The sequence below is a fragment of the Lactobacillus sp. OTU4228 genome (genome assembly GCF_001006945.1).
GTDB lineage: Bacteria > Bacillota > Bacilli > Lactobacillales > Lactobacillaceae > Lactobacillus > Lactobacillus amylovorus.
In genome coordinates, this window is the sequence record NZ_CDLD01000034.1 from 61,329 (window position 1) to 86,619 (window position 25,291).

The window sequence follows — 25,291 nt, forward strand, 5'->3', positions numbered from 1 at the left end:
TGCTTTTCCTTAGAAGTTAATAATCATACCTGTTCTAACTGTCCAAACTATATAAAAAATTAGTACGGCACCAGCCAAAACACGCCACTTAGGATTGTAAGTCTTCATTACACGATCGCCTAAAATAACCGCTAATAAGAAACCGACAATCAAACCACCGAGGTGACCCCAAATATCGATGCCAGGGGCAAAAATATCAATCCCCAGGTTAATTAAGGCTAAAACGAAGGCCTGTCTACCTAAGAAACTGATCATTGGGTTATGAATATTGCGAAGTCCAATTGCAGTCATCGCACCAAAAAGACCAAACAAAGCAGTGGAAGCACCAGCGCTCAAACCGCGGTCGGAACTAAAGGCTAAACTCATTAGATTACCGCCAATACCGGCTAAAAGATAAGTCACTAAAAATCTAGCGTGACCCATAATCGGTTCAATATATTGCCCCATGTAGTAAATAATTACGGCGTTAGAAACCAAGTGCATTACACCAATATGCAAAAATTGGGCAGTAAATAAACGCCACCATTGGTTGCCAACCACTACGGCGTAGTTGCTCATGGCACCCATTTTCATCAATACGTTGGTATTTTCTGAACCGCCAAGGAATACTTCAACCAAAAAGACGATCAATAATACTACTAAAATACCCATTGTCACAAATGCTTGCGACAGGTTGATTCTTCGATTCATTTAAAAATCCCCTTAAAATTCGTTATTTGGATATATTTTAATAGATTTTGTTAGTCGTCACAATCGTTTGAATTGGAATATCCGTTTTTTCTACTGGCCATTCTGAACTGGCAAACTGCATTGGCGAACTTACTAGTGAGACAGTCTTAGGATTATATTTAGCCAAAAAACGGTCATAATAACCGCCGCCAAAACCTAAACGAACATGTGAGTCTAACGCAAAAGCTAAACCAGGCACAATCACCAGATCAAGCTCGTTATTAACTTCGGCATCCCCATCAGCAATTTCTTCAACGCCAAATTTTGATTTAACCAGCTTGCTCATATAAGTGTAACGAAGAAAGTCCAATGTATGATCTTGGTCTGCTCTAGCCTTAGCTAAATAAACCTTTTTACCAGCTTCCCACAATCTGGCGATTAATTCTGACGTATCGACTTCAAAAGGCAGAGAAGCGGTCACGCCAATTGTTTGGCTATTTTTAATCAAGTCGGTCTCCATTAGCTTTTCTAACAGGATGCTATCTTCAGTCTCTTTTTCTTTTGTATTTGCGAATTCTTTTAATTTGTTGATTTGTTCTTTTCTTAATTCTGCTTTTTTCATTTTCTCGTCCAAAAATAAAAAAATAGCAGGCACTGAACCTGCTATTTTGGTTTATTACTTAGTTTCACGGTGAAGTGTTACTCGTCTTTCAACTGGGCAATACTTCTTCAAAGATAAACGTTCCGGATGCTTACGCTTGTTCTTCTTAGATAAGTAACTTCTATCGCCACATTCGGTGCATTCTAAAATGATGTTATCTGCCATTTCTTTCACCACCTACACTTTTATTCTGACTGTACTAGAATAGCATTTTTCAAGCAATTTGACCAGTCTTAATCATTATTTTGTTGAATGAAGTTTGAAATAATCCTGAATCATTGCCTTAGCTACCTGTAAAGTATATGTACCCTCACCATCTGGATCAAGTCCTGGGAAGACAACTGCAACCGCAAGTTTTGGATTCTTAGATGGAGCATAACCAATAAAGGTAGCGTTGATTAATTCGATATTGTGTTTTCTGTTAGGGTGTTCTGCATCGTAGTAGAAGGTTTGGGCAGTACCAGTCTTACCTGAGATTGAAGGCTTAACGTTCTTCAATGGGTGAGCAGTACCCCAGCCGTTAGTACCGTGAACTACACGCCAGAAACCTTGTCTTACAACATTCAATTCATCTGGTGTCCAAGGAATTGCTTGTTGGACATTAGGCTTCTTGTTGTAATTGATGTAAATCTTCTTACCGTCCCTGCTGGTCTTACCAACAGATTGAACGATGTAAGGCTGCATTCTGTAGCCGCCGTTAGCAATAGTTGAAACATATTGTACCAATTGAATTGGCGTATATGCATCGTAGTTACCGTAGGCCAAGTCAAGTACTGAACCTGACAAAATGTTGCCTTTGGAGTTGAATGACTTACCTTCAATACCTGAAACTTCACCTGGAAGGTCAACACCAGTCTTTTGACCTAAACCAAACATAGCGAAGTTTCTACGCAAGATATCAAATGAATCGTTAGGCATATGAATGTATTGCTTAGGCACGTACTTTGCACCTACCCACTTCATAGCAAGGTGCATCATGTAGATGTTACTTGAAACTTCTAGAGCTGTTTCGGCATCAAGAGAACTGAATGTACCGATTGGGTAAACAGACTTCTTAACTGGAGAACCTGGCAAGTAAATTGGCGTATCAGGCAAGGTGTTGTTAATTGGCGTAATAATATGATTAATCAAACCGCCAGAAACAGTAGCACCCTTAACTACAGAACCCATAACGAATGATTGGTTGATTACACCTAATGCGTTATCTGTAGTCTTACCAGTATTAGTATTTCTGTTAATACCAGCTACGGCTAAAAGCGCACCAGTCTGAGGATTCATAGCAACGGCGTAGGCACCGTTAGAGTAGCGTGCAGCACCGGCTGATTCGGCTGAGCTGTATACACGCTTTAATGCAGCTTGAACTTGCTTTTGATACTTGGCATCAATTGTCAGCATCAAACTTGCACCAGCTTGACCATTGTAAACAGTTTTGGTTTGTTGAATATTACCGTTAGACTTAGTAGTTACTCGACTGGTTGACTTTGTCCCCTTCAAAAGTGGTTCATATTCTTTTTCAAGATATGAAGTACCAACACGGTCGTTTCTTGAGTAGCCATTTCTTAAGTAATATTGTAAGTTGTCGCTAGGCAAACCTGACTTTTCAGTTGAAACAGAACCAATGATACTCTGGATTGATGAACCATTTGGATATGATCTTTGCCACTCGGTACCAATACCAACACCAGGAAGTTCTGACAAGTGTTCACCAACTTGAGCAATTTCCTTATCAGTCAAACCTTTATTCTTAATGTAAATAGTTGATAAAGTATAAGCTCCGGAAATCTTGTTGAAAATCAAAGCAGCAGTCTTTTGCTTTTCATTCAACTTCAGATTCATCTTTTCAACATAATTAAGTTCAGCCTTGTAAATTTCTGAGTTAGTCTTCTTATTACCATCTGCATCAACCTTATCTGACTTAGGCAATTGTGCTGAAATCTTCGTATTATTATTCTCATCAGCTAAATAATAATCGGCTACCATTTGCTTTGTTGGCTTTTCATCGGTAATCTTAATGTAATTACTCAACGCATTTGAGATTTGATAAATCTGCGTCGTGGTAGTCGAAGCACTCTTAGTATAGGTAATGGCATTAGTTGCCTTATTCCCTACTAGGACGCGCCCTTTAGCATCATACATTACCCCACGGGGTACTTGGTTAGATATAACTGTTGAATCAGACTGTTGCACCTCTGCCTTAAAGCGAGAACCGTAGACCAATTGCAGATATGCCAATTGTCCTATCAGCATCGCAAAAAGCACGAGAATAACACCCAGAATGATTCGCATTCTTATTGGAGTTGAGGACTGTTTATTTGAACCAGTCCCACTGTTTTTTCTAAAATAATCCACGTAAATCGTCCCTTACTAAAACTGTATGTATTTTAACAAAAACTGAACGTTAATTCTACGATTGAGAACGGAGCTTAGATAAATTTTAATATGACAAAATATTTTCAAACGCTTAAGTTAAATTTCAATAAAGAAAAAGTGCTATATTTGATCAGTTTTGTTTTGCCCGGCCTCATTTTCTTAAGTTATTTCTTCTATACCAAAAATGGAGTTTTAACTGTTGATCTGGGCCAGCAATATGTCGATTTCTTAGCCTTTTTCAAAAGCAACTTGTTTACTCACCCGCTTAGACTCATTTATTCATTTTCAAGCGGCTTAGGGGGCTCAATGCTGGCAACGGATGCCTACTATCTGTTTAGTCCCTTTAACCTGCTTTTGTTTTTAGCGCCGCAGAAATTTCTGTCGCAGATGGTGCTCGTCATTATTGCTGCTAAAATTGCGACAGTGGGTCTAACCAGCTACTATTATTGGAAACAAAAAATCGATAATGAGTTTTACGCTTTAGCAGCCAGTGCCGCTTATGCTTTATCAGGTTACACCATCGCTAACCATTTTAACCTAATGTGGCTAGATTCGGTATTGCTTTTGCCATTATTGATTGATGCAATCAACCGCGTGTTAGAGCAAAAGAAGAATCATTTGATTTTGATCACCTTTTTATTGTGGTTCACCAATTTTTACACGGCTTATATGGCCCTTGCCTTTGGCCTCTTTTATCTTTTAAGCAAACTATTTTTCTTCAATAAAAAAGAGCGCTGGCCACTTTTCTGGGAATATTTGAAGAAAAGCATGTGGGGTTCATTTTTAGACGCATCCATGCTTTTGCCCGTCGCAGTTGAAATGTTACAGGGAAAGGCTGCTTCAAGTGCCACTTGGTCCTTGGGCTTTCAATTTGCTCCGTATAACGAATTAGCCAAACTAGCAGATGGCGCATACGACTTTCATGAAATGCAGGAAGGAATGCCTAATATCTATATTGCCCTGCCTTTCGTTTTGCTAGCAATCTTTTATTTCTTAAGTAAAAAAATCAACTGGCGGCACAAACTAGCTAATGGCATTTTATTGATCTTTTTAGTTGCTTCTTTATTCTGGACACCGCTAGTCTTAATTTGGCACCTAGGTCAATTCCCTGTCTGGTATCCAGGTCGTTTCTCTTTTGTGTTGATCTTTTTTGCATTAGATTTAGCAATCATCGCGCTGAAGCAGCGTGAAAAAATCAGTTTCTGGCAAATAGGCGTTTTAATCTTACTAGCGATCGGACTAATCGTTTTCATTACCGTAGACTCTAAGTCATTTGCCTTTTTGAATCAAAATGCTCAGACTGCCTCTGCCGCCTTTTTAGCACTTGGTATCCTTTTCATCGGTTTCATCCACAACAGAAGCAACTTTGCAGCTCCGTTCTTCTGTTTAATTATTGAGCTAGAATTGATCGTTAATCTGGTTCTATCATTAAACAATTTGGCCTACCAAAACAACGCTGATTACCAAAATTTCGTTCAAAATACTAAACAAGTTACACAATATGCTAAAGATCATGACGACAGATTATATCGGATGGAAAAAACGTTCTATCGCTCCGACGATGATCCATTCAGTGCAAATTACTACGGCCTCAGCACTTTTAATTCTATCTCTAACCAACGCGTTTTAAATCTTTTAAGCAACTTGGGCTTCGTCAACAACAGCAATTCCTACACCAATTATGGCAGCACACCAATTACCGACGATTTATTTGGCGTTAAATACTACATTTTACCTAATGACGATATCACTCCGCTTAAGGCAAATGAGCAGATGAAATATAGCAATTCCAGCAATCGAATCGATACCAGCGACTACGATATTGTGAAAAGATTTGAGCAACTAGTTTTGATGAAAAATGACGATGCTTTACCATTTTTATTCTTAACGCCTAAATCTACTACTAAAGTTAAATTTGATTCAACCGATATTACTGGCAATCAAAATAAATTCTTTGAAGCAGCTACGGGAAAACAAACACAACTATTCTCTAGCGTAACCTGGCCTGATCCAAAACTAATTAATATTTCGGGCTGGGACGGCGGCTGGATGCAATACACCAAGAAAGATAAGGCTAAAGAAGGACGCGTAATCTTTAACTTTAAACCACAAACTGACAACTCATACTATCTTGAGCTCCCTGGTGATATTGATAATGACTCAATCAGCTTAACCGTTAATGGCAACAGCATTAATACCGACGTACGTGATCAGAATTCTCGCTTAATCAATCTAGGTAGTCGTCAGCGTGGCCAAACTATTCATGTAGTTTTCACGCTTAAAAATAATCAATTAAATCTAAATGCGGCTAACCTCTGGTGTTTGAACACTAAACAGCTTGAGCAAATAATGGACAAATTTAAGCAAAAGCAGCCACAGTTCAAACAAACCTCCGCTTTAACAATTCACTCCAATTCATTTAGCACTAAAAAGACGGAAACAATGAATTCAACTATTCCTAACAGTTTTAATTGGCTCATTTTGGATAATGGTCATATAATTCACAAAAATAAAATACTATTTATGAATACTTTTTTGAATTTTAAATTAAATAAAGGTACACACAAGATTACTCTAATTTACGTTCCTTGGGTATTCTTGATTGGCATAGCTATTAGTTTGCTTACATTATTTCTTTATTTAAGCATTAGAAAATAATGAGTGTTAGCGCTAACAATAAAATTAATACTAGACCTGTCATATGAAAATGTAATAAAATGTATACGTTATCATACGGATAAATTAATATAGAAGGAAGATTGAAAATATGGCTCTTAAATACCAAATTGGTGTTGACGCAGGTGGTACTCACTCAACTGCAATCGCATATGACGAAAATGGCAAAGAACTTGGTCGTGCCGAAGGCGGTCCAGGTCAAATTAATGCTGACTACGAAGGCGGAATTAAAAATATTTCCGACACTATCAACGAATTATTAAACAAGATTGATGGCGACTGCATGCGTGTATTAGTTGGTATCGCTGGTCTTTCTGTTGTTGGTAATGCTCCAGAAGTTGCTGCAACTATTTCATCAAGAATCAACAACTTGCCAACTCGTGCTATTACTGACTCACTTTTAGCTCTTTACGCAGGCCTTGAAGGTGATGACGGTGCTTTAGTTATCGCTGGTACTGGTTCTGTTTACAACGGCTTACAAGATGGTCATTTGATCGCTGTAGGTGGTTACGGCAACATCTTAGGTGACGAAGGTTCAGGTTACGCTATTGCTCGTTCAGCTATGCAATCAGCTCTTCTTAGCTGGGACAAACGTGAACACAACTCACTTATCGACATGTTCACTAAGTTGTTCAACGTTGAACACATGGATGAATGTAACGCTAAGTTCTACAAGATGTCTAACCCAGAAGTAGCTGGTATGGCAGTTCACGTTGCTAAGCTTGCTGACAAGGGCGACGAAGATGCAACCAAGATCATTAAGGAACAAGCTCACTTGTTAGCTCGTGACATTATCATCGGTTTGGACCGTTACGAAGATCCAAAGCCAATGAAGATTGCTTTAACTGGTTCAGTTTTAGCTAACAACGACATGCTTAGAGGTCTTTTAGAAGATGAAGTTAAGAGCAAGTACCCTGACGTTATCTTCTCAATTTCAAACGGTGAAAACGCTCGTGCCGTATTGTTTGACAAGAGTAAGGACTACCGTTACTTCACTAACCACGAAGATCGTTAATTTAAATTCTGATAGTTACACAAAAAAGAGATTCGAAAATTTCGAATCTCTTTTTTTCTACAATTTTTCATACAAAGGAGTTAATTCATTAATTCCACTTAAAATAAACTCCTCCATGTCATCTACTCTATCTTGCTTACAAAAGGCAAATTTTCCAAGTAGAAAACTCGTCTTCTTTGCCTCATCATTAAACTGCTTTTGAGCAGACGAATCACTCAAGTATTTTTCTAGACTAAGATGATCGACAAACTCCATCTCGACTTTCACTTTTATAAGGTGAGTTTTATCGCTTTGGAATTTAAATAAAGCGTTGCAACTGTAGTCATTAGAATCGCTACAACTAATGCAATATGACTATACATCAAGACAAAGCCTTTGCTTACCTGATGATGATTGATGATTTTCTCAGAAAAATTCACATAGCTGCAAACATCGAGCAAAGCGAAACAAACAATAAAACTGCATAAGTAATCGGTGTCTCACTATTAAAGTAACTAGCCAAATTGACGATTGCTTCGCCAAAAGCAATGATCACGATTAAACTTACTCGTTCAACTAAATGCGGAAAGTTAACTTGTCCAGCTTGAAACTTATCATACATCAATAATGGCAATAAAAAGCCACAAATATAACCGACGATTACGATATAGATGCCAATTTGATAGCCAACAAGCAAACCAACTATAGCCAGCAACAATTCAATCGCCAATATCAAGATAAATGGCTTTTTATCGCTTTCTTCATCCTTCGGCGTCCCTATCCAATATTGCATGATCAAATCGACCAGCATCGCTACCATGGCTAAGTTAAAGTGTTGGAATGTAATCCGCCATTCGGTATTGATATTGTTTACCAAATAAACCATGACAAACATGTTGAACAAAAGTCCGGTTATATCAAAATAACGATTTTAACTATACCTGTTAAAATACAGCGCCTGAAAAAGCCATATTTGTAAGACTACAATTACTACGAAAAGGAACTGCAATAAAGTAACTAACGGAATACCGCCATTTACTGGATGGTGAACCATTGCCGTGATCTTGGAAATTGCATAAACAAAAACTAAATCGTAAAAAAGTTCAAACATCCCTACCGATTTAGCAATTATCTTTTTCATATCTATCACCTTAAAAAATATTTATCGCTTTATTTTACCAATATTTCTTTAAAGGTGCTTCATCACGGCCATTTCTAGTTTGGGATAAATGTTCCTTCACGATTTCGGTTAAAACCTCAGCCAACTTATCGATTTGTTCAACCGTCGCATATTCATAGCGACCATGATAGTTGCCACCGCCATTGAACAAGTTAGGTGTAGGGATGCCCTTTTGGGTAATAAAGTTACCGTCGGTACCGCCTCTAAAAGTTTGAATATTTGGCTTAATACCAAGCTTTTTGTATGCATCAAGGGCTAGATTAACCACATATGGTTGATCCTTAATTACATTGTAGATATTTTCATATTGACGGCGCATTTTCAATGAGAAACGGTCACCGTATTTTTGATTAAGTTCGGCCACGATATCCTTGATTAATTGCTCTTTCGCAGTAAATTTATCCCAATCAAAATCTCTAATGATCAAACTAATATCAGCATGATCAACTGAACCTTCCGCATTTAATACCAAGATAAAACCATCGTGTCCCTTAGACTTTTCTGGCACTTCATCTTTAGGCAAACGATCCAAAAAGTCATTCATCAAACTTGTAGCATTCACCATTAAGCCATAGGCCTCGCCTGGGTGAACCACAGTACCGCGAATATGAATCTGTGCTTCAGTAGCATTAAAGGTTTCATATTCAAAATCCCCTGGTCGACCATTTTCCAAAGTATAAGCGAGCTCTACTCCTGGGAAATCTTTAGCATCAAAGCGACGGCCACCATAACCGATTTCTTCATCTGGGCCAAAGCCGATATAAATATCACCGTGTTCAATGTCAGGATGTTCAGTCAAATACTTAAGCATGCTCAAGATTCCGACAATCCCCGCTTTATCATCTGTCCCAAGTAGAGTATGTCCATCTGAAGTAATCAAAGTTTCGCCCTTGCAGCTGGCTAATGCCGGAAAATCTTTCGGATCAAGATAAATACCTTCTTTTTCATCCAGCACCACTCTCTTACCATCATAATTGCGGTGAACCTGTGGCCTAATATTTTCCGCATTAAAATCAGCCGTATCAATATGAGAAAAGAAGCCGATTGGTGTCACATCATCGGTTACATTTTTCTTCAAATGACCAATTGCAAAGCCAGTTTTTTCATTGTAATAGGCATCCAAACCAATCTCTTGAAGCTGCTTAGTCAACTCCTTGCCCATCTTAACTTGACCGATCGAAGTTGGTACTTGATCATGCTTTTCTTCATAAGATCTAGTATTTTCTTTAGCGTAATGAATAAATGTTTTTTCAATAAAGTCTAAATCGTAAAAGGACATCAAATTCCTCCTGTCTAAAAATTAATCTTTATTTAATTTTACACTAATTTTTAAACAAAAAAAGAACGAAATCTCTTTTCAGAAATTTTGTTCTTGGATTTTATTGTCTTTTACTTGTTCTTCAATTGATCAAGGTGTTCCTTAATCTTGTCAGCTGCGGCTTGAAGCTTTTCACGTTCACTTGAAGTAAGCTTCAATTCAACGACTTGTTCAATCCCATCACGGCCAATAATAGCTGGGTAGCCGATGTAAGTCTTGTATTCTGGGTTATAAACAGATACAGGAGCAAACAAACGCGCATCAGAAAAGACAGCTTGAATCAAACGTGTTGCACAAGTAGCAATTGCATAGCTAGTGTAACCCTTACCGTTAGCAACAACAAATGAGTTCTTGTTAGGTTGCTTGCTCAATTTCTTTTGTTCATTTTCACTAAACAATTGAATAGCAATCTTGTTGTTTACACGCACAGTTGACCAAGCGATAAATTGTGATGAACCGTGTTCGCCTAATACCCAGCCTTCAACGTTTCTTGGGTCTTGACCAAGCTTTTCGCCAACAATTCTTTGCATTCTAGCAGTATCAAGGAAAGTACCAGTACCAAATACTTGGTTCTTAGATAAGCCAGTAGTTTCTTGCAAAATTTGTGCAACTGCATCACATGGGTTAGAAATGTTAATCAATACGCCTTTGAAGCCAGAATTCTTGATCTTTTCTCCAACTTCTTTAGCATTCTTAGCGTTAAGTTCGAATTCGCCAAAACGATCGCCGGTCTTAACACTAGCAGCGATATCACCAAAAGCAGTTACAACTACATCAGCATCTTTTAATTCATGCCAATCTTGCATAGTTACACGAACGTAGTAATTGTTTCTTGCTAATGTATCGTGTAAGTCATTGTATTCAGCTGCTACTTTGTCTTCATTTTTATCAAGTAAAACTAATTCATCAGCGATACCGTGAGTAAACAAAGTATACGCAACAGTTGCACCAACGTGGCCTAAACCGATAATACCTACTTTTCTCATAAGGAATCCTTTCTTCTATAAAGAGCAAAAAGAGAGGTAGTTACCTACCCCTCTTTGATTATTAAGCTTCAACCTTGTTAATTACAACGTCAAATTGGCCACCAGGAGTGGTAATTGATACGGTTTCACCCTTCTTCTTGCCAAGCAAAGCTTGTGCGATTGGTGAATCGTTTGAAATCTTGCCGTTTAATGGGTCAGATTCGTCACTACCTACGATAGTGTAGGTTTCTGGATCATCTGTACCAACTTCAGTATAGGTAACAGTCTTACCAACTGAAACTTCGTTAGGATCAACACTGTCAGCATCTACAACTTGAGCATACTTAAGCATGTCTTCAACTTGTGCGATTCTGTCTTCTACGTGACTTTGTTCGTCCTTAGCTGCATCGTATTCAGAGTTTTCTGACAAGTCACCGAATGAACGAGCAACCTTAATACGTTGAATTACTTCTGGACGTTTAACTAACTTTAAATTCTTTAATTCTGCTTGAAGTTTTTCTTTACCTTCAGCAGTCATTGGATAAGATTTTTCAGGCATATTTTTTAACTCCTCAGAAATTAAATTTTCTTTGCATTGATCAATGATATTGGTTTACACCAGTAAAGTCAACCTTAAACTAACGTACTTTAATGTCAAGATCGTTTTCCAAACCGGCAATAATCTTGTCCATTGCGTTATTAACAACTTCATCAGTTAAGGTATCCTTTCTGTTCAAGAAGGTCAAGTTGTAAGCAAAACTCTTCTTGCCTGCAGCAAGGTGGCTACCTTCGTAAACATCGATTACCTTGAGGTCAACCAAGTATTTACCAGCGTTTGACTTAATTACGTTTTCAACTTCTTGGTTTGTTACTTCCTTATCAACCAAAAGTGAAAGGTCACGTTCAATTGCTGGGAACTTAGGTGCTGGAACAGCAGTCATGCCCTTAGTAAGCATTGGAATGATTACATCTAGGTTGATTTCGTAACCATAAAGTTCTGCGTTGCGAAGTGCCTTGTCTGACAAGGTTACTGCGTGAGCAATCATACCGATCATACCTACGTATTGCTTATCGATGTAGATACCAGCAGTTCTAGTTGGGTGCATCCCTTCAATACTTTCGGCACGGTAAACTACCTTTTCAGGATCAATGCCAACTGCATCAAATAAGTTAGTCAATTGACCTTTAACGAAGTAGAAATCAACTTTTTGGGTCAAGTGTTGCCAGTTTTCTGCAAAAGTATTGCCTGAGTACAAAGCAGCAAGGTGTTCATGTTCGTTATAAATGCCACCATCGTGATCGTAAACACGACCTTGTTCAAACAATGCCAATTGAGTTTGCTTTCTAGCAAAGTTGTAGCTAGCTGCATCAACCAAACCGGCCATCAAGTTTTGACGCATTACTGAACGACTTGAGTTCAATGGCATTTGAACCTTAACAATGTCCTTTGGATCTTTAGTGTAGCGAGTAGCCTTTTCAGGTGAAGTCAATGAGTAAGAAATTGCTTCCATCAAGCCTTGTCCTTCAACAATAGCCTTCATGCGACGCATCATTTCTTCTTTTTCTGAGTAGCCACCGTGAGTTTCAGCCAAAAGTGGTTGAGTAGACTTCAAGTTGTCGTAACCGTAGATACGACCAACTTCTTCAACTAAGTCTGCAGGAATTGAAATGTCCCATCTTCTGTTAGGAACATGAACAGTAATATCGTCACCATCACGATCAACTGGGAAGCCTAAACGATCAAAGATCTTAAGCATGTCTTCAGGACTAATTTCTGAACCTAAAACCTTGTTAATGTGAGAAATGGTAGTCTTAACTGCAACTGGTTCACGCTTAGTGTCGGCAGCCTTGATAATACCTTCATCAACAGTGGCACTAGCATCATTTCTAAGCAGAAGTGCAGCCATGTTGATTGCCTTTTCAGTGGCATCCCAGTTAGTACCTTTTTCGTAACGACTTGAAGCTTCAGTACGGTTAGCGTGACGAAGAGCAGCTTTTCTAACCAAAGTTGGATCAAAGATTGCGGATTCAAGAATTACGTCAGTAGTTTCAGAGGTAATTTCTGAGTTCAAACCACCCATTACGCCAGCCATCATCACTGGCTTTTCACCATCTGTAATGACGATATCCTTTGGATCAAGTTCAACTTCTTTTTCGTTAAGCAAAGTAAGCTTTTCGCCCTTGTTAGCCAATCTAACTTCTAACTTACCGTTTTCGAAAGCCTTGGCATCGTAAGCGTGCATTGGTTGACCAGTCAAAAGCATGACATAGTTAGTTACGTCAACGACGTTGTTAATTGGACGAATACCTGCATTCCACAAGCGTCTTTGCATCCAAAGTGGTGAGTCTTGAATCTTAACACCAGTCAATTTACGTAAGTAGAACTTAGAAGCAAGCTTTTCGTCTACCTTAACGTCAAGTGAATCAGTCCAGTCTGGACCATCTTCTTTTAAGACAACGTCTTCGACCTTAGGCTTTTGATCAACGATAGCACCAACTTCGTAAGCTGCGCCTTCCATGCTCAAAGTATCAGCACGGTTTGGCGTAATATCGAAGTCTAAAATGTAGTCGTCCATGCCTAAAGCTTCGTAGACATCTTGACCTGGCTTTACGTCAGCATCTTCAGGGAAGACATAAATACCATCAGCGAATTCTTCTGGTACTACAGAATCGTTAAAACCAATTTCTTGCAAACCACAGATCATACCGTAACTTTCCATGCCACGGATCTTGCCCTTCTTGATCTTTTCGTTGCCAGCAATTCTAGCACCGTGAAGAGCAACAATTACTAATTCGCCTGCATCAACGTTAGGAGCACCACAAACGATTTGAAGTGGTTTATCTTCGCCAACATCAACGTGAGTCAAGTGAAGGTGGGTACCTTCAACGCCCTTACAATCAAGGACCTTACCTACGACAAGCTTCTTAAGTCCCTCTTCTGGATGCTTAACGTCAGCAATTTCAACACCAGTACGAGTGATCTTTTCAGCTAAAGCATGAGGTTCTTGATCTAAATTAAGAAAATCTTGTAACCAATTATATGAAACTAACATCTATTATTTTTCCTCCTTGCGGAATTGCTCTAAGAAACGAACATCGTTAGTGTAGAAGTCACGGATGTCGTCAATGCCGTATTTCAAAATTGCAAAACGATCAAGTCCTACACCGAAGGCGAAACCACCGTAAACATTTGAGTCAACGCCAGCATTTTCCAAAACATTAGGGTGAACCATACCGGCACCTAATACTTCGATCCAGCCAGTGTATTTACAAATAGGACAACCCTTGCCGTTACAGTTGAAACAAGATACGTCCATTTCAACTGATGGTTCCGTGAATGGGAAGTAACTTGGACGAAGACGAGTTGCTCTATCTTGACCGAAGACGTGCTTAGCGATCATTTCAAGAGTACCCTTCAAATCACTCATGGTTACGTTCTTATCGACAACCAAGCCTTCCATTTGCATGAATTGGTGTGAGTGAGTTGCATCGTCATCATCACGACGGTAAACCTTACCAGGACCAACCATCTTAAGTGGGCCCTTTGAGAAGTCATGCTTTTCAAGGACACGAGCTTGGTCACCTGAAGTTTGACTTCTAAGCAAGTCTTCATCGTCAATGTAGAAAGTAGCTTGCATATCACGAGCTGGGTGATCCTTAGGCAAGTTCATCATTTCGAAACAATAGTGGTCTGTTTCAATTTCTGGACCTTGGACAACCTTGTAGCCCATACCAATGAAGTAGCTTTCAAGGTCATCTAAAATAATATTGATTGGGTGCTTGGAACCTAAATGACCTTGACGACCTGGCAAAGTAACGTCAATCTTTTCTTCTTCAAGTCGCTTAGCCAAAACCGCCTTAACAATTTCATCTTTTGCGGCATCTAATTGAGTGTTGAACAAGTCACGCAATTCATTAACTTTTTGCCCAACTTCACGTCTGTTCTCTGGTGCAACATCACGCATTGAGTGCAAAATCTTGGTTAATTCACCTTTACGACCAACCAATTCAACTCTAACTTTATTTAACGTTTGCTCATCAGTTGCTTTGTTGATTTGCTTAAGCCCTTCTTCATGGAGCTCTTTCAACTTATCAAATAAGTCCATTAATTCTTTCCTTTCAAAAACAAAAAAGCTCCGTCCCAGTAGGGACGAAGCTTCGCGGTACCACCCTAGTTTGGACATAGTATGTCCACACTTAAGCTTTCGTTAACGGTGAAATACCGGAATGGGTTAGATTCTACTCCCAAGATGAAATTCACAACTGCTTGTCTATCTTCTCTTTCAGCTTGTTAAAGAAGACTCTCTGTCTAGATAGCAACATTGTTACTAGTCTTGATCTTAGTAATTAACTAATATAATATTTCTTTTTTGGAATTCTTGCAAGCTCCTAGGCCCACTTATCTGCCCAATCATGAACTTGATCAAAGACTGGCTTAAGGTCAGCCCCCTTTTCGGTCAAGCTATAGGAAATAATACCTGTGTCTTTGTTAACAGTGCGCTTTACAATACCGTCTTGCTCAAGTTCTTTAAGACGCTCAACCAAAACACGGTCAGAGCAAGCTTCAATGCAGCGAGCTAGATCCTTAAAACGCATATCCTCTGTGTCGCATAATGAGCTAATGATTAAGCCGTTCCACTTCTTGCCGATTATTCTAAAGGCATTGATAAAGTGACTACACAATTCATAATCTTCCGGTTTACAAGGAGTTGTCTCCTTTTTTTCTTTAACTTCTTGCATAAGTAACTCTCCTATTCATTGGTATAATTCCAGTAAAAATATTATTATATTTTCTTATCTATTATAGAAAAACTACTTACTAATTACAAGTGCTAAACAAAATGGTAAATCATAATGCCGGCAGCTACTGCCGCATTCAAAGATTCAGCCTTGCCCTTAATTGGAATATACAACTTTTCATCGCTTAAACTAGCAATAGTTTCGCTTACGCCATGTGCTTCGTTACCGATAATTAAAGCAAGTTGAGGCACCTTCTCAAAGTCTTGCAATTGCTTAGCTGATTTATCAAGCATGCTGGCATAAACAGGAATCGCAGAATCTTGGAAATCAGTGATGACGTCTGCTAAGTCGCGCTTAATCAAATCAATGTGGAATTGACTTCCTTGCATAGCGCGTTGCGTCTTAGGATTGTATAAGTCAGCACTTTCTGGTGACAAAACCACGCCATCAAAACCAGCGGCATCGGCAGTTCTAATGATCGTACCAACATTGCCTGGATCAGCTAAATTATCAAGCAAGACCCATTTACCATAATTAAATGGAAATTCCTTAGGTTGATCGATCTTAAGTACCATGAAGATTTCTTGTGAATTCTTAGTGCTGCTCAAATGACGGGCAATTGCTTTATTGATTAAAATGACGTTTTTGCCATCTAAATCAATATCGTAGTCTTCGTTTACTTGATCAAGAGCTTCTTCTGTTCCTAAGACATATTGATATTTCTTGCCTGCTTTAACAGCTTCTTCAAACAAGTGAAACCCTTCAATTAAGTAGCGGTTTTCTTCATCACGATATTTCTTTTGCTTTAATTTAGCTAATTTTTTAATTGTTGCATTATTAACTGAACTAATTTGTTGCATAATTCTCTCCTTTTTGCTTCTGTCCCCATTATAATGGATAATTGTATATAGAAAAAAGATAAATTAATTGAAAACGAGGCATTTACTATGGAAACTAGAAAATTAGTTGTTTCGGGTTTAGTTCAAGGCGTAGGTTTTCGCTGGAGCACACAAATGCTGGCCAATAAAATGGGCATCCCCGGCACAGTAAGAAATAATTCAGACGGCACCGTAACTATTTACATCCAAGGCGAACCTAGCGAGCTTGATCACTTTATAGAGAAATTGCCATCTGCATCAGGTTTTGCTCATATTGAAAACATTGACCAAGAATTAGCCTCAAATGTGGAAAAAATGCATAGCTTTAATGTATTATATTAGAGATACATTTTTTAATAGAAACTAAGTGGTGATTATTTTAATGAAAAAAATTAAGAGATATACAGGAGTATTGGCACTCTTAGTAGTCGCTGCTCTTGTATTGAGTGCATGTGGCGCTACCAATAACCCTAATGTGACTCCTCACAGCGGAATCTACGGTTGGGTTTACCAATGGTTAGGTCGTCCCTTGCAAAACATTATGATCCAAACTGCCCACATGATCGGCGGCGAAAATGGCGCTGGTTGGGGTATCGTGATCATTACCTTTGTCGTTCGTCTTATTTTGATGCCTCTTATGCTTGTGCAACAAAATAAGAGCGTACGCCAACAAGAAAAAATGGCTCGTCTGCAGCCACAAATGAAGCTCATTCAAACTGCAATGAAGCATAAGGGAATTACCCCTGACCAACAAATGACCTTGTCAGGTTGGCAAAGAGAGCTATATTCAAAGAACCAAGTTTCTTTGACTGGCGGTATGGGATGCTTGCCTTTGATTATTCAGTTGCCTATTATGTGGGGAATTTACCAAGCGGTATTTTACTCACCACAATTAGCGCACTCAACATTCTTTGGCATCTCCCTTAGTCAAAAATCAGTAGTTTTGGCGATCGTTGCGACTGTCTTCACAGTTATTCAAGGTTACATCTCACTGATCGGCATCCCTGAAGAACAAAAGAAGACAATGCAATCGATGATGATCGTTAACCCAATTATGACTTTATTCTTCAGTTTGTCATTCTCAGGTGCGTTAGCTTTATACTGGGCCGCAGGTAACTTGGTAATGATTATCCAACAATTAATCGTCACCTTCGTCCTCACCCCTAAGGTTAAGCAACACGTGGCTGAAGAATTAAAGGAAAAGCCAGTTGAAGTAGTTGTTACCAAAGAAAAGGTTGATGCTTTATTCAATCCTAGCGGCGAAAGCAATACTGCTAATACCGAAGCTAAGAAAGAATTGCACCAAGATTTACGTAACCGCAACAAGGGTAAGCAACAAAGAAGAAAATAATTAAGATACAAAAAAGGATCTGGAAAATTCCAGGTCCTATTTTTTTACTTCAAAATGCCATCTGGCACATCATTTTTATGTTTTTCTGCTTCAATCTTTCGTAATTCAGCGGCACGCTTTTTAGAAAGAACTGGGAAGACCATCTTAAATTGACTGCCTTGCCCTTCTACAGATTCAACACTGATTTCGCCCCTATAACTATCAACTAATTTTTGAGCGATTGATAAACCTAAACCATTACCGCCTTTTTCACGGGTTCTGGCCTTGTCCACTCTATAGAAGCGATTAAAGATCTTCTTTTGATCTTCTGGTGAAATACCTTCACCGAAGTCTTGCACCATGATGCTGACTTCTTTTTTGGTTACACCGGCAGAAACATTGATCTGCTTACGATCCGTTGAGTATTTAATACCATTATCGATCAAAATGACCAATAGTTGTTCAAGGTGACCGTGATACATTTGAATCTCAGTATCATCAGGCAAGTCATCCTCATCAAGCTGAATCTTAAAGTCAGGGTGAACCATTGCCAAATCAGAAACAACTCTCCGTACTACTTCATTGACGTTAGTTATTTCATATGGATATTGCACATCAATTTGTTCAGCTCTAGTCAAATCAAGCATTTCTTGGATCAGGTGCTTCATTCGATCAGCTTCTTGCAATGAGGCCTTGATTGATTCATCCAAAATTTGCGGATCATCCTTGCCCCAACGCTCCAGCATGTTTAAGTGTCCTTCAATTACGGCAACAGGGGTCCGCAATTCGTGAGAAACATCCCCAACAAACTGCTTTTGCTGTTCAATATAACTCTGCATCCGATCCAGCATCTGGTTGATAGAACTGGCCAGCTCTGCTAATTCATCGTCACGATTAAGCGGCTTAATTCTGGCCTCACTATTTGGATCAGCATTAACTTCCTTAGCCACTTTAGACATCGTCTTAATCGGTCTAACAACATTGACTACCAAGACATATGAAATAGCCACAAAGAAGATAATTGCAATCAGCGAAATAATCAGCATCCAGTGCAGCAAGTTGCTCATCAAATGGTTGTAATACGTCATTTTATTTGAGACAACCACATACCCAGTCAATTTATTATTAACGGACGAGTACACCTTTTGGTAGGTGACTAAAGTCGTTTTATTATTTCGTTTAACCTGTACTACCCTGCGATTACCCTTAAAAGGACTAAACTTTGGCGTCGTATCACCATTGGCAAAGACAACCTCGTTATGCCGATTGTAGACAGCTACGTTAATATCAGGATTGGATATTAAAGAAATCAGGTTGTCGCTAAAGGCATTGTTCCGCGTATCTTTGCTGCTAATGGCAGGACCGCCGTTCAAGATTCGCCTTGTAGATGGCGATAGCGACGGAATGACATTCGAAATCTCCAACTCATCTGGAATCGAACTTAACGTCCGCTCAAGCGTAACCACTACATTGTCGGAAGTTTCTTCCTGCTGGTCCATCGATTGCTTACTTACAATTTGATAAACCACAACTGAAAATAAGACAAAAGAGACCGTAATCGTCAACGCAACGATACTTACCCATCGCACAATTAACGATGAATGTTTGGTCTCTTTAGCTCTATCTCTTTTATTCTTGATCATCATCTTCATCTCTTACCATGTATCCAGTACCACGTACTGTCTTGATGTAAGATGGTTGACCTGGTACATCGATCTTGTTACGCAAGTAACGAACGTAAACTTCGACCACGTTAGTTTCGATGTTTGATTCAGGTCCCCAAATCTTGTTCAACAATTGATCACGACTAACAACGTTGTTCTTATTTTCAATCAACGTCATGAGTAAGTTGTATTCACGTTTAGTTAAATCAATTGCCTTACCGTCACCGCGGTGAACAATTCTATTAGCAGTTTCAATAGTCAAGTCCTTGAACTTAACAATCTTTTGCTTAGCAACAGTTACCTTAGAAGCATCCTTTTCAATCTTTACACGACGCAAAACGGCACGTAAACGTGCAAGAAGTTCTTCAATTGCAAATGGTTTAACGATATAGTCATCAGCACCGTGATCTAGGCCTGATACACGGTCAATAACAGAGTCACGTGCAGTCATCATAATGATAGGAGTAGTCTTAACTTGACGTACACGACGAGCAATTTCCAAACCGTTTAAATCTGGAAGCATTAAGTCAAGTAAAATTGCATCAAAATCTTGGGAAAGGGCATCGTCCAAACCCTTACGGCCGTTGTTTTCTACTACGGTTTCATAATTTTCGTGTTGTAATTCGAGCTCTACAAAGCGAGCCAAGTTTTTTTCATCTTCAATAATCAGAATTTTTGCCATCTTATCTCAGTTCCTCATAGATCAATTTATTCTTTTAATACTAATAAATTAATTAAAAAATGTTTTTATAATTAAAGGATACTTTAAAAACCGCTCTAAAACAAGATTAAAAAACAATCAAAGTTAAAATTCTTTGATTGTTTCGATAATTTTGTTACTATTTTTTATCGTTTTTGTCATCTTGATTATCAAGCAAGACTTTCAGCTTAGCAAAAGCTGGGTTAACTTGATTCTTCTTACCTTCATCAAAGGCAGATTCAGAGATAACTTCCCAGCCATTACCTTCTGGGAAAATATTCTTTTCCTTTTCTTCCGGTGTCAAAATAGTAGTTGGAATATTCAGCAACATATTATCTTCAACAGCAGTTTGTAGATCAATAACATCATTATCTACTTGTACGATTGTGTCATTATCCTCTAATTCTTCCTTTGTAGGCTTGCGATCAATGTAGTTTTCTACAAAAGTGAAGTCTTCTTGATAATCAACCGGTTTTAAGCTTCTACTAGATGGAACTGTTAAGTCAGCTGTGATATGAAAATTGCCGGTTACAAATGGTTCTTGATAGAACAAGTCTCCTGATAGATGCACATTCTTGGCATCAATCAAAAGTTCCTTACTTCGCTTGAAAAATTCTGGGCGCATCTCTACATCACGTTCGATATGAGTAAGTGGCTCAGAAGCATTTTCTATTTTAGAAAAACTAATTTCTAACATATTACACCTCGATTGGACGTCGGCCAAAGTTTTGGTCAACTCCCATTATTTGTTCAAATAAACGATCTGTCCTAACTTGAAGTGCAAGAGAACCATCTTTTGCGCTTCTCTTATCAACCTTAGAAATAATTTCCGTTTGGAAATTTTTACGATTATCTTTTAAAAAATTACGTCCAATTTTACTAAAGCCCAAAAGCATTAGTGATTCATGATTAAAGCTAGCAATCATGTCATCTTGCGTCACGTTTAACAGAGTGTATAAACTCAGACGGCGCAAACGAGAATAAGTATACCGCTTAGACTTGATTCTGCGCAAGAATTCAGTGAAATCACGCGACAAGTGAATTTCTTGCTTCATCTTGTATTCGAGTCCTTCACTCATTTGATAGATTTGACGTAAATCTTCCACTGAAGAAGATTCAATGCGGTATTTCAAAAATGGATACAATAAGTTCCAGTTAGGGTATACTTTTTGCTTGCTTAAAACTGCGGCTTCGGCTTTAGGCATCCAATACTTCAAGTTGCTGGTATCTTCTCCGTGTAAAAGCAAGTTACGAATTGCGCTGGCACTTTGCACAACGCCACTGCGTTGCAATAAATCATCGTGGCCTGCACCGATTCGATTGATGGGATGCAACTTTAAAGGTGAGCCCAGATTATAGTTAGCCACGGAATAAGCTAAACCCAAAATGGCATTAGGTTGATTAATTTCATGGCCTACTTCTCGAGCTACCATTTGATTATATTGAGTTGAATAGGTCTGACTATAATCCTTAAAGTCCATATGATTTTGGGGAATTTCCGCAATCTTGCCACCAAGATAGGCAAAATTCAAGTTAGCATCTTCAACCCCAAATACTAAATCTGTGACGCCTAATTTAGATAATTGCTCGATATTACCTAATGAAAATAGGTCAGCTGGTTCAACCGCCGTAGAAAAAGGCATTTCAAATACTAAATCGGCACCAGATTGCAAAGCGGCTTTGGCGCGCTCCCACTTGCTCATAATGGCCATTTCGCCACGCTGAACGTAGTTGCCTGACATAATAATGACGATAGGATCATTTTGGGCAATTAAGCGTGCCTGATTTAATAAAAATTCGTGACCACTATGGAAAGGATTAAATTCTGAAATAATCCCCACAACGCTCATTTTTATTAGTCTTCCTTTAATTCAACTTGCTTACCATTAGCCCAAAGTTTTTCAAGGTTGTAAAACTCACGTGCTTCCTTGGTAAAGATGTTAACTACAACGTCGCCTAAGTCTACTAAAAGCCAGTTAGAGTCTCTAGTACCTTCGATGCGGTAATCAGTGTAGTTGTTTTGGTGAGCTTCATCAACAATTGAGTTAACAATAGCGTGAAGTTGACGGTTTGAACCTGCACTAGTAATTACGTAGTAATCCGCTAAAATACTGATTCCGCGCATATCATAAGCTTCGGTATCTTCACCGTGACGATCGCTAATAGCTTTAGTAGTAAAATCTAAAATTTCTTGACTAGTCAAATTTTTTCTCCTTTATTTTTATTATTTAGTACTCCAAACATTATATGCTGCTATAGTGCGTGGATAAATTCTTTTTCTCTTTTCAACTAAAAACTCTAAGGTGTGTGCTAATTGATAGCCGACACCTTCATCAATATTGGCATAAGTGATTTTGCGTGCTTCATCTACGCCAGGGAAATCACGTCCTGGTTCAATAAAGTCGGCCATAAAGACGATTTTGTCCAGCATGGTCATCTCAGTATCACCTGTGGTGTGACGACGCACTGCGGTCAAAATTTCAGGATCTCTGACTTTTAAATCGTGTTCAATGAAATATGTGCCAACAATACCGTGCCAAATTGCGCGGTTCCAGTTAAGTAAATCCTTGTCAAAATCTTGTTCCTTGATTACCTTGCGGTATTCTTCAACGGGAACTTGTTTGGCATAATCATGTACAAATCCAGCAAGTGCTGCCTTATCTTCATCATAGTGATTCAACTTTGCTAATTTACGGGCAGTTTCACTAACGCGAACGCAGTGCTTAAATCTCTTTTTGTCCATATTAGCTTTTTCTTTAGCAATAATTTCATCACTAGATAATGGTGAATAAGTCTTTTTAAATGTTAGTTTCGTCAAGGTAAAGCCCCTTTTCTTCAATATACTTTCTAACTGGTTCTGGTACCAAATATCTAATTGAAGTACCAGTAGCCACGGAGCGACGAATTGCAGTAGAACTCAAACGAATATCTGGCGCATCTACCCAAATCATTGGATATTGCGGATCTTGTGGATAGCCAGGGCGACGAATTCCGACCAGCGTAACCATTTTAGCCAAAGTAGGTGCTTCTTTCCAGGTATGGAAACTGTTAACTTGATCGCTTCCCATGATTAAATAGTAATTATTCTGTGGTGCTTTTTCCTTTAAGTAGCGCATTGTATCTACAGTATAAGAAACGCCGCCACGGAACAATTCAAGCAATTTAACCCTAAACTTAGGATTATCACGAGTTGCCAAATCTAACATCGTCGCTCTATCTTTAGCTGATGTTAATGGTGCATTCTTGTGAGGTGGAATATTATCTGGCATAAACCAAACCTCATCCAAACGCAACTTAGTCATTGCTTGTTCGGCCGCAACCAAGTGAGCAATATGGACAGGATTAAAAGTACCGCCCATAATGCCGATTTGACGGCCTTTACCATCTTCACGTTCTAATTGAGCCTTAACTTCAGTAGCAGGTGCTTTTTCAATACATTTTGGATTTACCATACGAAAACCTCTAAATCAATGCACGACGAATTCCTAAACCAATACCATCTGGCGTGTAAGTCTTAACAACGCATCCCTCTGGAACGGTCACAAAACCGATCCCACCAAATAACAGATCGCTCTTATATTCAGTTCGATATTCTTGTCCCTTAAGTGCTGGCAACTTATCATCTTTAGCAGGTGGAGCAAGCAATTCACCAACATGCTTTTCATAAAAAGCATCAGCGTTGGCCGTCTTAGTGCGGTGAACGTACATATCGCGCGCTACATAAACAGTAAAACTAGTTGACTCGCCTTTTAAATAATCGATTCGACCAAGTCCGGCTAAGAATAAGGTATTGCCAGGCATCAGCTGATAAGTAGCTGGCTTGAGCGGTTTCTTTGGTGAAATCAATTCCAAATCTTTAGCATTCAAGTGAGTAGCCAATTGATTATCGGTCATGATCCCTGGGGTGTCGATCAAAAAGTGACCATTTTCAAGTGGAATTTCGATTCGATCCAAAGTTGTACCAGGAAAACGTGACGTGGTAATCAAGTTTTGGATATCACCCATCATGTCGATAATTGCGTTGATCAAAGTAGACTTACCAACGTTGGTTGTACCTACAAAATAAACGTCTTTATCTTGTGATTGTTTATTAATATAAGCAATCAAGCTTTCCAGATTGACCTTCCTCTTAGCAGAAACCAAGAAGATTTCTTTAGGATAAAGGCCCATGCGGTTAGCTTCTTGTCTCATCCAGTCCTTAATCTTGCTTTGTCTAGAATTCTTAGGGAACAGATCGAACTTATTTCCGACTAAGATAAAATCATTGCCACCGACAAAACGCTTCAATGAAGACAAAAGCGAATTTGAGAAGTCAAACAAGTCGACCACGTTAACTACTAATGCCTTCTTTTCGGAAAGTGAATTAAGCAACGCCAAGAAGTCGTCGTTGTTTAAATCAACTGGCATGATTTCGTTATAGTGGCGCAATCTGAAGCAACGTTGGCAGTACACTTCTGCGTTTTCTTCATTTCTTGCTTTGTCTAATGCGCTCTTAGGCAAGTAGCCTGCTTTTTTAGGATCATCGGATTGGAGCACTGCCCCACAACCAATACAAATAATCTCCTCATCCATTTTGCAAAGTCTCCTTAAATGTTACTCGATGTGATAAACCAAGAAAGAAAAAGATGATCTTTTCAAAGAATCGATTAATTCTGGTATTCCACTTATCTGTTTCAACCAGTGGCTTAACCAATACCGTCTCAACTCCAGCCAAATTTCCAGCCTGCATATCGGTAATCAGCTGATCGCCTACCATCATTACTTGATCCTTTTGCAAATGCATTTCTTCGCGTTTACGTGTTATTGCAAACGGTAATGGCTTGCGTGCCTCAGAAACAAAGTCAATGTGGTAAGGGGTAAGCACCTTTCCTACACGTTGAGCATTATTATTCGAAATTACGACCAGCTTAATGTTTGCCTTGGCTAATCGCCTGTTTAATTTGTTCATCTCTTTAGCAGTTTCAAACTTATTCCAAGCAAGAAGCGTATTGTCTAGGTCTGAAAAAACTGCTTTTATTCCCATCTCATTCAATTTCTGGGGGTCCAGATTATAAATAGTATTTATTGTGTATTTTGGTCTAAATAACATATAAATTCTCCATTTTTTATCACTCTCTATAATATCAAAAATGCGTTTGTATTAGAA

The 25,291-nt window shown here is 38.8% G+C and carries 24 protein-coding genes, 2 pseudogenes and 1 other annotated feature; of the genes and pseudogenes, 4 read left to right on the plus strand and 22 right to left on the minus strand.

Annotated elements, in window-relative coordinates; translation table 11 throughout:
- Positions 1 to 9: 9 nt before the first annotated feature.
- The 4 genes from BN1206_RS06930 to BN1206_RS06945 form a co-directional block, all read right to left on the minus strand.
- The gene (locus BN1206_RS06930; RefSeq protein ID WP_013438377.1) at positions 10 to 690 is read right to left on the minus strand and encodes a rhomboid family intramembrane serine protease; all 681 of its coding nucleotides are present in this window, start codon (positions 688 to 690) and stop codon (positions 10 to 12) included.
- Between the two features lie 37 nt (positions 691 to 727).
- Entirely contained in the window at positions 728 to 1,291 is a 564-nt protein-coding gene (locus tag BN1206_RS06935) for a 5-formyltetrahydrofolate cyclo-ligase (RefSeq protein WP_014566060.1), read from the minus strand.
- Between the two features lie 54 nt (positions 1,292 to 1,345).
- Positions 1,346 to 1,495, minus strand: a complete 150-nt coding sequence (gene rpmG, locus BN1206_RS06940; RefSeq protein WP_006351577.1) for a 50S ribosomal protein L33 — start codon at positions 1,493 to 1,495, stop codon at positions 1,346 to 1,348.
- 75 nt (positions 1,496 to 1,570) lie between these two features.
- The gene (locus BN1206_RS06945; protein WP_052543122.1) at positions 1,571 to 3,679 is read right to left on the minus strand and encodes a peptidoglycan D,D-transpeptidase FtsI family protein; all 2,109 of its coding nucleotides are present in this window, start codon (positions 3,677 to 3,679) and stop codon (positions 1,571 to 1,573) included.
- 90 nt (positions 3,680 to 3,769) lie between these two features.
- On the opposite strand from BN1206_RS06945, the gene BN1206_RS06950 reads away from it, so the two are divergent.
- Both BN1206_RS06950 and BN1206_RS06955 read left to right on the plus strand, forming a co-directional pair.
- Positions 3,770 to 6,358 carry a YfhO family protein gene (locus BN1206_RS06950; RefSeq protein ID WP_052543123.1) on the plus strand — a complete coding sequence of 863 codons (2,589 nt, stop codon included), beginning with the start codon at positions 3,770 to 3,772 and terminating at the stop codon, positions 6,356 to 6,358.
- A gap of 109 nt (positions 6,359 to 6,467) precedes the next feature.
- On the plus strand, positions 6,468 to 7,391 hold the full coding sequence (locus tag BN1206_RS06955; RefSeq protein ID WP_013438381.1) for an N-acetylglucosamine kinase: 924 nt from the start codon (positions 6,468 to 6,470) through the stop codon (positions 7,389 to 7,391).
- Positions 7,392 to 7,448: 57 nt separating this feature from the next.
- Here BN1206_RS06955 and BN1206_RS06960 read toward each other — a convergent pair.
- From BN1206_RS06960 to BN1206_RS07005, 9 genes and pseudogenes are all read right to left on the minus strand, one after another.
- Positions 7,449 to 7,655, minus strand: a pseudogene (locus BN1206_RS06960) (HI_0552 family protein); the annotation flags it as partial.
- 151 nt (positions 7,656 to 7,806) lie between these two features.
- Positions 7,807 to 8,511 (minus strand): annotated as a pseudogene (locus BN1206_RS06965) (low temperature requirement protein A).
- Between the two features lie 34 nt (positions 8,512 to 8,545).
- A complete protein-coding gene (gene pepT, locus BN1206_RS06975) occupies positions 8,546 to 9,829 on the minus strand; it encodes a peptidase T (protein WP_022087788.1) in 1,284 nt (427 codons plus the stop codon).
- A gap of 110 nt (positions 9,830 to 9,939) precedes the next feature.
- Positions 9,940 to 10,854 carry an L-lactate dehydrogenase gene (locus BN1206_RS06980; protein WP_013438386.1) on the minus strand — a complete coding sequence of 305 codons (915 nt, stop codon included), beginning with the start codon at positions 10,852 to 10,854 and terminating at the stop codon, positions 9,940 to 9,942.
- A 61-nt stretch (positions 10,855 to 10,915) separates the two neighbouring features.
- Positions 10,916 to 11,392, minus strand: coding sequence for a transcription elongation factor GreA (gene greA / locus BN1206_RS06985; protein WP_013438387.1), 477 nt, complete (start codon positions 11,390 to 11,392; stop codon positions 10,916 to 10,918).
- Between the two features lie 79 nt (positions 11,393 to 11,471).
- Positions 11,472 to 13,886 (minus strand): phenylalanine--tRNA ligase subunit beta, encoded by a 2,415-nt coding sequence (gene pheT / locus BN1206_RS06990; protein ID WP_052543124.1) that lies wholly within the window; start codon positions 13,884 to 13,886, stop codon positions 11,472 to 11,474.
- A 3-nt stretch (positions 13,887 to 13,889) separates the two neighbouring features.
- Positions 13,890 to 14,939, minus strand: coding sequence for a phenylalanine--tRNA ligase subunit alpha (gene pheS / locus BN1206_RS06995; RefSeq protein ID WP_013438389.1), 1,050 nt, complete (start codon positions 14,937 to 14,939; stop codon positions 13,890 to 13,892).
- Between the two features lie 37 nt (positions 14,940 to 14,976).
- Positions 14,977 to 15,184 (minus strand) — a binding site (T-box leader).
- Between the two features lie 38 nt (positions 15,185 to 15,222).
- The gene (locus tag BN1206_RS07000; RefSeq protein ID WP_013642286.1) at positions 15,223 to 15,573 is read right to left on the minus strand and encodes a winged helix-turn-helix transcriptional regulator; all 351 of its coding nucleotides are present in this window, start codon (positions 15,571 to 15,573) and stop codon (positions 15,223 to 15,225) included.
- Between the two features lie 92 nt (positions 15,574 to 15,665).
- A complete protein-coding gene (locus BN1206_RS07005; protein ID WP_013438391.1) occupies positions 15,666 to 16,433 on the minus strand; it encodes a TrmH family RNA methyltransferase in 768 nt (255 codons plus the stop codon).
- 87 nt (positions 16,434 to 16,520) lie between these two features.
- Here BN1206_RS07005 and BN1206_RS07010 point away from each other — a divergent pair, with 87 nt between their 5' ends.
- Both BN1206_RS07010 and yidC read left to right on the plus strand, forming a co-directional pair.
- The gene (locus tag BN1206_RS07010; protein ID WP_013438392.1) at positions 16,521 to 16,793 is read left to right on the plus strand and encodes an acylphosphatase; all 273 of its coding nucleotides are present in this window, start codon (positions 16,521 to 16,523) and stop codon (positions 16,791 to 16,793) included.
- A gap of 40 nt (positions 16,794 to 16,833) precedes the next feature.
- Positions 16,834 to 17,802, plus strand: a complete 969-nt coding sequence (gene yidC / locus BN1206_RS07015; protein WP_014566067.1) for a membrane protein insertase YidC — start codon at positions 16,834 to 16,836, stop codon at positions 17,800 to 17,802.
- A gap of 44 nt (positions 17,803 to 17,846) precedes the next feature.
- Here yidC and BN1206_RS07020 read toward each other — a convergent pair whose 3' ends face one another.
- The 9 genes from BN1206_RS07020 to BN1206_RS07060 all read right to left on the minus strand — a co-directional run bounded on the left by BN1206_RS07020 (position 17,847) and on the right by BN1206_RS07060 (position 25,234).
- On the minus strand, positions 17,847 to 19,433 hold the full coding sequence (locus tag BN1206_RS07020) for a HAMP domain-containing sensor histidine kinase (protein ID WP_130898813.1): 1,587 nt from the start codon (positions 19,431 to 19,433) through the stop codon (positions 17,847 to 17,849).
- A complete protein-coding gene (locus BN1206_RS07025; protein WP_013438395.1) occupies positions 19,411 to 20,127 on the minus strand; it encodes a response regulator transcription factor in 717 nt (238 codons plus the stop codon). The genes BN1206_RS07020 and BN1206_RS07025 overlap by 23 nt, the downstream gene beginning before the upstream one ends.
- 157 nt (positions 20,128 to 20,284) lie before the next feature.
- A complete protein-coding gene (locus BN1206_RS07030) occupies positions 20,285 to 20,842 on the minus strand; it encodes a DUF177 domain-containing protein (protein ID WP_013438396.1) in 558 nt (185 codons plus the stop codon).
- 1 nt (position 20,843) lies between these two features.
- A complete protein-coding gene (locus BN1206_RS07035) occupies positions 20,844 to 21,995 on the minus strand; it encodes a nucleotidyltransferase (RefSeq protein ID WP_014566069.1) in 1,152 nt (383 codons plus the stop codon).
- Between the two features lie 5 nt (positions 21,996 to 22,000).
- Positions 22,001 to 22,348 (minus strand): ribosome silencing factor, encoded by a 348-nt coding sequence (gene rsfS, locus BN1206_RS07040; RefSeq protein WP_013438398.1) that lies wholly within the window; start codon positions 22,346 to 22,348, stop codon positions 22,001 to 22,003.
- Positions 22,349 to 22,369: 21 nt separating this feature from the next.
- A complete protein-coding gene (gene yqeK / locus BN1206_RS07045; protein ID WP_022087793.1) occupies positions 22,370 to 22,963 on the minus strand; it encodes a bis(5'-nucleosyl)-tetraphosphatase (symmetrical) YqeK in 594 nt (197 codons plus the stop codon).
- Positions 22,944 to 23,597 (minus strand): nicotinate-nucleotide adenylyltransferase, encoded by a 654-nt coding sequence (locus tag BN1206_RS07050; RefSeq protein ID WP_013438400.1) that lies wholly within the window; start codon positions 23,595 to 23,597, stop codon positions 22,944 to 22,946. The genes yqeK and BN1206_RS07050 overlap by 20 nt, the downstream gene beginning before the upstream one ends.
- A 10-nt stretch (positions 23,598 to 23,607) precedes the next feature.
- Positions 23,608 to 24,717 carry a ribosome biogenesis GTPase YqeH gene (gene yqeH / locus BN1206_RS07055; RefSeq protein ID WP_013438401.1) on the minus strand — a complete coding sequence of 370 codons (1,110 nt, stop codon included), beginning with the start codon at positions 24,715 to 24,717 and terminating at the stop codon, positions 23,608 to 23,610.
- Complete coding sequence (locus tag BN1206_RS07060) at positions 24,710 to 25,234, minus strand: YqeG family HAD IIIA-type phosphatase (RefSeq protein ID WP_013438402.1); 525 nt, start codon at positions 25,232 to 25,234, stop codon at positions 24,710 to 24,712. Before BN1206_RS07060 ends, yqeH begins: the two co-directional genes overlap by 8 nt.
- Positions 25,235 to 25,291 lie beyond the last annotated feature (57 nt).

Excerpts from the sequence above, each read along its gene's own strand:
- BN1206_RS06930 (WP_013438377.1), bottom strand. The coding sequence starts at position 690 with ATGAATCGAAGAATCAACCTGTCGCAAGCATTTGTGACAATGGGTATT.
- BN1206_RS06935 (WP_014566060.1), bottom strand. The coding sequence starts at position 1,291 with ATGAAAAAAGCAGAATTAAGAAAAGAACAAATCAACAAATTAAAAGAA.
- rpmG (WP_006351577.1), bottom strand. The coding sequence starts at position 1,495 with ATGGCAGATAACATCATTTTAGAATGCACCGAATGTGGCGATAGAAGT.
- BN1206_RS06950 (WP_052543123.1), top strand. The coding sequence starts at position 3,770 with ATGACAAAATATTTTCAAACGCTTAAGTTAAATTTCAATAAAGAAAAA.
- BN1206_RS06955 (WP_013438381.1), top strand. The coding sequence starts at position 6,468 with ATGGCTCTTAAATACCAAATTGGTGTTGACGCAGGTGGTACTCACTCA.
- pepT (WP_022087788.1), bottom strand. The coding sequence starts at position 9,829 with ATGTCCTTTTACGATTTAGACTTTATTGAAAAAACATTTATTCATTAC.
- BN1206_RS06980 (WP_013438386.1), bottom strand. The coding sequence starts at position 10,854 with ATGAGAAAAGTAGGTATTATCGGTTTAGGCCACGTTGGTGCAACTGTT.
- greA (WP_013438387.1), bottom strand. The coding sequence starts at position 11,392 with ATGCCTGAAAAATCTTATCCAATGACTGCTGAAGGTAAAGAAAAACTT.
- pheT (WP_052543124.1), bottom strand. The coding sequence starts at position 13,886 with ATGTTAGTTTCATATAATTGGTTACAAGATTTTCTTAATTTAGATCAA.
- pheS (WP_013438389.1), bottom strand. The coding sequence starts at position 14,939 with ATGGACTTATTTGATAAGTTGAAAGAGCTCCATGAAGAAGGGCTTAAG.
- BN1206_RS07000 (WP_013642286.1), bottom strand. The coding sequence starts at position 15,573 with ATGCAAGAAGTTAAAGAAAAAAAGGAGACAACTCCTTGTAAACCGGAA.
- BN1206_RS07005 (WP_013438391.1), bottom strand. The coding sequence starts at position 16,433 with ATGCAACAAATTAGTTCAGTTAATAATGCAACAATTAAAAAATTAGCT.
- BN1206_RS07010 (WP_013438392.1), top strand. The coding sequence starts at position 16,521 with ATGGAAACTAGAAAATTAGTTGTTTCGGGTTTAGTTCAAGGCGTAGGT.
- yidC (WP_014566067.1), top strand. The coding sequence starts at position 16,834 with ATGAAAAAAATTAAGAGATATACAGGAGTATTGGCACTCTTAGTAGTC.
- BN1206_RS07020 (WP_130898813.1), bottom strand. The coding sequence starts at position 19,433 with ATGAAGATGATGATCAAGAATAAAAGAGATAGAGCTAAAGAGACCAAA.
- BN1206_RS07025 (WP_013438395.1), bottom strand. The coding sequence starts at position 20,127 with ATGGCAAAAATTCTGATTATTGAAGATGAAAAAAACTTGGCTCGCTTT.
- BN1206_RS07030 (WP_013438396.1), bottom strand. The coding sequence starts at position 20,842 with ATGTTAGAAATTAGTTTTTCTAAAATAGAAAATGCTTCTGAGCCACTT.
- BN1206_RS07035 (WP_014566069.1), bottom strand. The coding sequence starts at position 21,995 with ATGAGCGTTGTGGGGATTATTTCAGAATTTAATCCTTTCCATAGTGGT.
- BN1206_RS07050 (WP_013438400.1), bottom strand. The coding sequence starts at position 23,597 with ATGGTAAATCCAAAATGTATTGAAAAAGCACCTGCTACTGAAGTTAAG.
- yqeH (WP_013438401.1), bottom strand. The coding sequence starts at position 24,717 with ATGGATGAGGAGATTATTTGTATTGGTTGTGGGGCAGTGCTCCAATCC.
- BN1206_RS07060 (WP_013438402.1), bottom strand. The coding sequence starts at position 25,234 with ATGTTATTTAGACCAAAATACACAATAAATACTATTTATAATCTGGAC.